This window comes from Streptomyces flavofungini, from assembly GCF_041028215.1.
Lineage (GTDB): Bacteria > Actinomycetota > Actinomycetes > Streptomycetales > Streptomycetaceae > Streptomyces > Streptomyces flavofungini_B.
On the sequence record NZ_JASKYR010000542.1, the window covers coordinates 1 to 4,975 of the forward strand.

At 72.8% G+C, this 4,975-nt stretch carries 4 protein-coding genes; 1 reads left to right on the forward strand and 3 read right to left on the reverse strand.

The genetic code is table 11. The features are described from left to right. Nucleotides 1–132: 132 nt before the first annotated feature. The gene (locus tag AB8Z36_RS29185; protein ID WP_369216383.1) at nucleotides 133–633 is read left to right on the forward strand and encodes a hypothetical protein; all 501 of its coding nucleotides are present in this window, start codon (nucleotides 133–135) and stop codon (nucleotides 631–633) included. Between the two features lie 92 nt (nucleotides 634–725). On the opposite strand, the gene AB8Z36_RS29190 is transcribed toward AB8Z36_RS29185, so the two are convergent. The 3 genes from AB8Z36_RS29190 to AB8Z36_RS29200 all read right to left on the reverse strand — a co-directional run. Continuing rightward, nucleotides 726–2,717 carry an N-acetylmuramoyl-L-alanine amidase gene (locus AB8Z36_RS29190; protein ID WP_369216384.1) on the reverse strand — a complete coding sequence of 664 codons (1,992 nt, stop codon included), beginning with the start codon at nucleotides 2,715–2,717 and terminating at the stop codon, nucleotides 726–728. 296 nt (nucleotides 2,718–3,013) lie between these two features. Next, nucleotides 3,014–3,847 (reverse strand): alpha/beta hydrolase, encoded by an 834-nt coding sequence (locus AB8Z36_RS29195; RefSeq protein WP_369216385.1) that lies wholly within the window; start codon nucleotides 3,845–3,847, stop codon nucleotides 3,014–3,016. 237 nt (nucleotides 3,848–4,084) lie between these two features. Further along, on the reverse strand, nucleotides 4,085–4,975 hold an 891-nt coding region (locus tag AB8Z36_RS29200; protein WP_369216386.1), incomplete at its 5' end, for an aminoglycoside phosphotransferase family protein.

Consider the following 4,975-nt stretch of genomic DNA (forward strand, 5'->3'; position numbering starts at 1 on the left):
CCCATGCGGGCGTCATCGCTGGTGGGCAGGCGGGCGGGGCAGGCGGGCGGGGCGCGGCGAGGTGTGTGCCGGCGCCCCGGGAGGGCACGGCCCCCGCGCCGGTACACCTCGCGGGCCACGTACCATGGGCGCATGTCCTTCCTCCGCCGCCGCAGCTCCGCCACTCCCGCGGGCCCGGACTTCGACGTTCTGGCCATGGACCCCGGTGACTGGCCCGGCAATCTCGGCGCGGGCCTGCTGCCCGCGCCCGACGGCAGCTGCCAGGGCGTGTTCCTGCGCTACGACCTGTTCGGCGGGCGCGGCCCCGCGATGATCATCGGCAACCTCCCCGAGGGCTCGCCCGCGCGCGAGACCGAGGAGGGCGAGATCCCCTTCGAGGTCGCGCAGCTCCTCCTGGCGCTGGAGAACGAGGAGGACGTCACGGTCGTCTCCACCGAGGACATCCCGGTGATGCAGGGAGACAACCTCCTCATCGTGCGCCGCCTGAAGCTGTCGGAGGGCCGCATCTCGTGCGTGCAGTTCGACCGCAGCGACAAGGTCCTGGTGACCATCGCCGCCTGGGACCGCCCGATCACCGACGATCTGTACGCGCTCCTGAAGCCGCTGCCCGCGGAGCTGTTCCAGCAGGGCTGACCCCAACCGGGCCCGTGCACTGACCCCGGACGCACACCGGGCCCGGGCCCGCCCCCACGCGGACCCGGACCCGGCCGGTCATGCCGCCGCCGTCACGCGGACGAGGGCGCCACCTGGACGTCGGCCGCCCGCACGTACCCGATCCGGTGCCCGTACTGGATCACGTAGTACATGTCCTTGCCGCGCACCACCTTGTGCGGCGCGGTGTCGAAGGTCGGGGCGTAGAAGTACTCGCCGGGAACCTGGTCGCCGACCACGTACCTCTGGCCCGCGAGGATCTTGTACGGCAGCGGGGAGACCGTCTGCACGGGCACGCCCGCCGGGTAGGCCTCCTTCTCCGGGTAGGCGCGTCCGTAGACCGGCACCTCCGTGGCGCCCGCCTTCGGCGTGACCACCAGGCCCTTGCCGTCGACGGCCGTGGGCTGCTTCTCCGGGTTCTTGAACCAGGCCTTCTGGCCCAGGTACCAGACGGCCGTCCAGTCGCCCCGGCGCTCGGCGACCGCGTACTGCTGGCCGGTGGAGAGCCGCGCGCCCACGTCGTTCACGTCGATCGTGGAGTCCTGGCCGCCGGGCCGCTTGCCGATGTCCTTGATCAGCGGCGCGTCGTCACGCGGCTCGGTGTGCACGCGCACCGCGCCCGAACCGTGCGGCACGCACTTCTCGCCCGGCTTCACGCAGCCCGTGTACTCCGGCTGGTTCTTCGCGTAGTCGGGGGCCACCGTCACCAGGCCGCCGTCCGGCTTCGCCGTGCGGTGGAAGGGCTTGCCGAGCAGCGTGAAGTAGTGCTGCCAGTCCCAGTACGGGCCGGGGTCGGTGTGCATGCCGGGGATCGTGGACGTCACCGTGCCCTGGACGTTGTCGTGGCCCAGGATGTGCTGGCGGTCCAGCGGGATGCCGTACTTCTTGGCGAGGTACTTCACCAGGCGGGCCGACGAGCGGTACATGGCCTCGGTGTACCAGGTGTCGGGGGCGACCAGGAAGCCCTCGTGCTCCAGGCCGATGGACTTGGAGTTCACATACCAGTTGCCCGCGTGCCAGGCGACGTCCTTGGCCTTCACGTGCTGGGCGATGTGGCCGTCGGTGGAGCGCAGGGTGTACTGCCACGACACGTAGGTCGGGTCCTGCACCAGCTTCAGGACGCCCTCCCACCGGCCCTCGGTGTCATGGATGACGATCGAGTCGATGCTCTGCGTCTTGGGGCGGTCCCCCAGGTCGTGGTTGCCGTAGTCGGGGTTGCCCTGCGGGTCCTTGAACTCCTCGTACGGCGCCGGGATCCACTCGCACGCGACGGTCTTCGGGCACTCCGTCGCGCCCGGCGCGGCCTTGCGCAGCCCCATGCGCCCGAGCTGCGCGGCGTCGGGCCGCAGCCCCGGACGGGCCGTGAGCGTCACGCGCTGGCCCGCGTCCGTGGTACGCCGCTCGCCGTCGCGGATGACGGCGAACACGTCATTGGCGTACGTCGCCGCCGTCGCCTCGTCGTCGGCGCCGGAGAAGCGGGCGATCGCGCCGTACCAGTCGGCGGGGTCGCCGCCCAGCGGCTTGCCGAGCTTCCGCTGCGCGGCGGCGAGGAGCGCGGCGCCGCCCTCGACGTTCGCGGCGGAGTCGGTGCGCAGCCTCTCCGCGGGAAGACCGGTCAGCTCCGCCGCGCGGGGGAGCGTCTTGAGGCGCGCGGGCACCCCGGACTCCTCGGGCAGCTCGGCCTTCGCCGCCCTGGCCGGGCGCGAGCCGTCGCCGCGCGGGTCCTCCGTGCCCTCGCTGTGGTGGGGCGCGGTGGCCAGGGCGGTGCGGGCGTCGGTCAGGTGCATGGGGCCGTAGCCGCCGGTGACACTGGCCGCGCCGCCGTGGGCGTCCCAGCGCGACTGGAGGTAGGAGACGCCGAGCAGCACGCTCTGCGGCACGCGGTACTCGGTGGCCGCGGCGGCGAAGGCGCGCTGAAGGCCGGTCTCGGACGACGGACGGTCGGCGCCGGGCGACGGAGCCGCGCCGAGCAGCGGCACGAGCAGCCCGGCCGACGCGAGGGCGCCCGCCGTCCTGATGGTGCGTCTGCGCGCGGACGACGTACGGACACGGGCGGATGCTCGCAATGCAGCCTCCTGGGACTTCTGGGCCGGTGAAGCGTGACGGGGCGTGCGGGTCCTGGCGTGCGTCAGTGGTACCGGCTCGCCGACGATCCGTCAATCATGCCCAGGACAAGTAATTTCCCAAGTCAGCGCTGGTCCGGCCGGGTCAAGCGGGGTTTTCGCCAGGGGAGGCCACACCGCCTGCGCCGCGTCAGTGGCCTGGACCAATGAGCGACGCGAAGATCACCTGTTCGGATGAGCGGCGGCCCGGCGGAAACGGCGCACACAGGGTGCCCGGCGGCCCCGCCGCACCGGGGTGCTCAGACGAATCGACGCACGAAGGCGAGCGCGGTGTCGGCGACCTCCCGCCACCGGCTGTCCAGGGTCAGCGCGTGGTCCCGCCCGTGCAGCTCCACGATCTCGGTGACGCTGGCGTTGCCCTTCTGCCGCTTGTACGCGCCGTTCGCCAGCGACCAGGGCACGGCGTTGTCCCGGCCGCCGGAGATGATCAGCAGCGGGCCGCGCTGCGCGGTCCGGCAGTCCGCCCTGGCCTCCGTACGCGGATTGAGGTTGGCCATGGCCGCCTGCGCGGGCGGGGCGCAGGGCGCCGGCACGGCATAGCGGTCGTAGATGGCCCTGGCCTCCTCCTCGCTGACGGCGTTGGCGTACGCGTAACGGAACTGGGGGAAGGTCAGGAGCTTGGCGCGCTTGCGGTCGGCCGGGTTGGCGATCATCGGGCGCAGCGAGCGCACCGTCGACATCGGCAGCGCGAGGACGCCGCGGAAGGGCGCCGGGTCGATCGCCACCGAGACCGCCGACAGGCCGCGCCCGGCCAGTATCTGCGTCAGCAGTCCGCCCACGGAGTGGCCGATGAGGGCGGGCCTGCGCTCCAGGACGCCCATGAGACCCGCCAGGTGGTCGGCGACCATCTTGACCGTCTTGCCCGCGATGGCGTCCGGGCGCTCCCTGGCCTCGGCCACCGTCGCCGGTTCCCCGGGCCAGGTCAGCGCGACCGGCGCGTAGCCCGCGGCCTCGAAGTGCGGGAGCCAGTGGTCCCAGCTGCTTGCCAGCATCCACAGGCCGTGCACGAACACGACCGGTGTGCGACCGGAGGCGTTGGCCCGGTCGATCTGCTCTGCGTCAGTGGCGGACATACCCTGACGCTACGGTCGCAAGGCCGCGGTCGTACGGGGAACGTGACAGCATGGCCGATACTGCCGCCCGCGCAACCGGAACGACCGCCGCGCCGAGAGCGGCCGAGGGCAGCCGAGGGCAGGGGCATAGGCCACGGGGCGATTCCCCCCGTCAAGGACGCGGACACAGACCAGGGGCATACGAAGGTCCGCGGTACGCCAAGACCCCCCCGGCGCGCCGCGGACCTCCGATCCCCGTCAGCGAGTGCCGACCGCCGCTCGCACGGCCCGGCGGGCCAGCTGGCAGTCGTCGTGCAGCCGCCTGAGCAGCAGCCGCTGTTCCTCGCCGGACGGCACAGCACCGGGGTGGGCCGGGCCCGGTGCCGCCGGGGCGGATTCGTGCATCGAGCGCTGCACGGCCGTTTCGTAGGTGCGGATCTCGCGGGTCAGCACCAGCATCAGATTGACCAGGAAGGCGTCGCGGGCCGCGGGACCGGCGGACTGCGCCAGCTGGCTGATCTCGCGCCGCGCCACCGGGGCGTCACCGAGGACCGTCCACAGCGTCGCCAGGTCGTACCCCGGCAGGTACCAGCCCGCGTGCTCCCAGTCGACCAGGACGGGTCCGGGCGGCGAGAGCAGGATGTTCGAGAGCAGGGCGTCGCCGTGGCAGAACTGCCACATCGCCTGGGTCCCGCCGCCCTGGTGGACGGCCGAGTGCGCGATCCCGTGCAGCAGCTTCTGGAGGTCGCCCATGTCCCGGTCGGTCAGCAGTCCCAGCTCGTGGAAGCGGGTGATCCGCCTGCCGTAGTCCAGCGGCCTGCCGAACATCTCCGCCGGGGGCCGCCACTGGTTGAGGCGTACGACGGAGCCCAGCGCCGCCCGGATGTCCGCCCGCGGCGGCGACTCGACGGGATGCCGCTGCAACGCCGCCACCCGTCCCGGCATCCGCTCGATGACCAGCGTGCAGTCGTCGGGGTCGGCGGCGATCAGCCGCGGCAGCGAGTGGTCGAGCAGACACTTGGCGACGGCGGTGCCGCGCCCCGCGGTGCCGATGCGCAGGACGGTGCGTCCGCTGCGGCGGAGCACCTGAACGGGGCTGAACTCCGGACAGATGCGGTTCACCGAGGCGATCGCCGTGCGCAGTTGCGC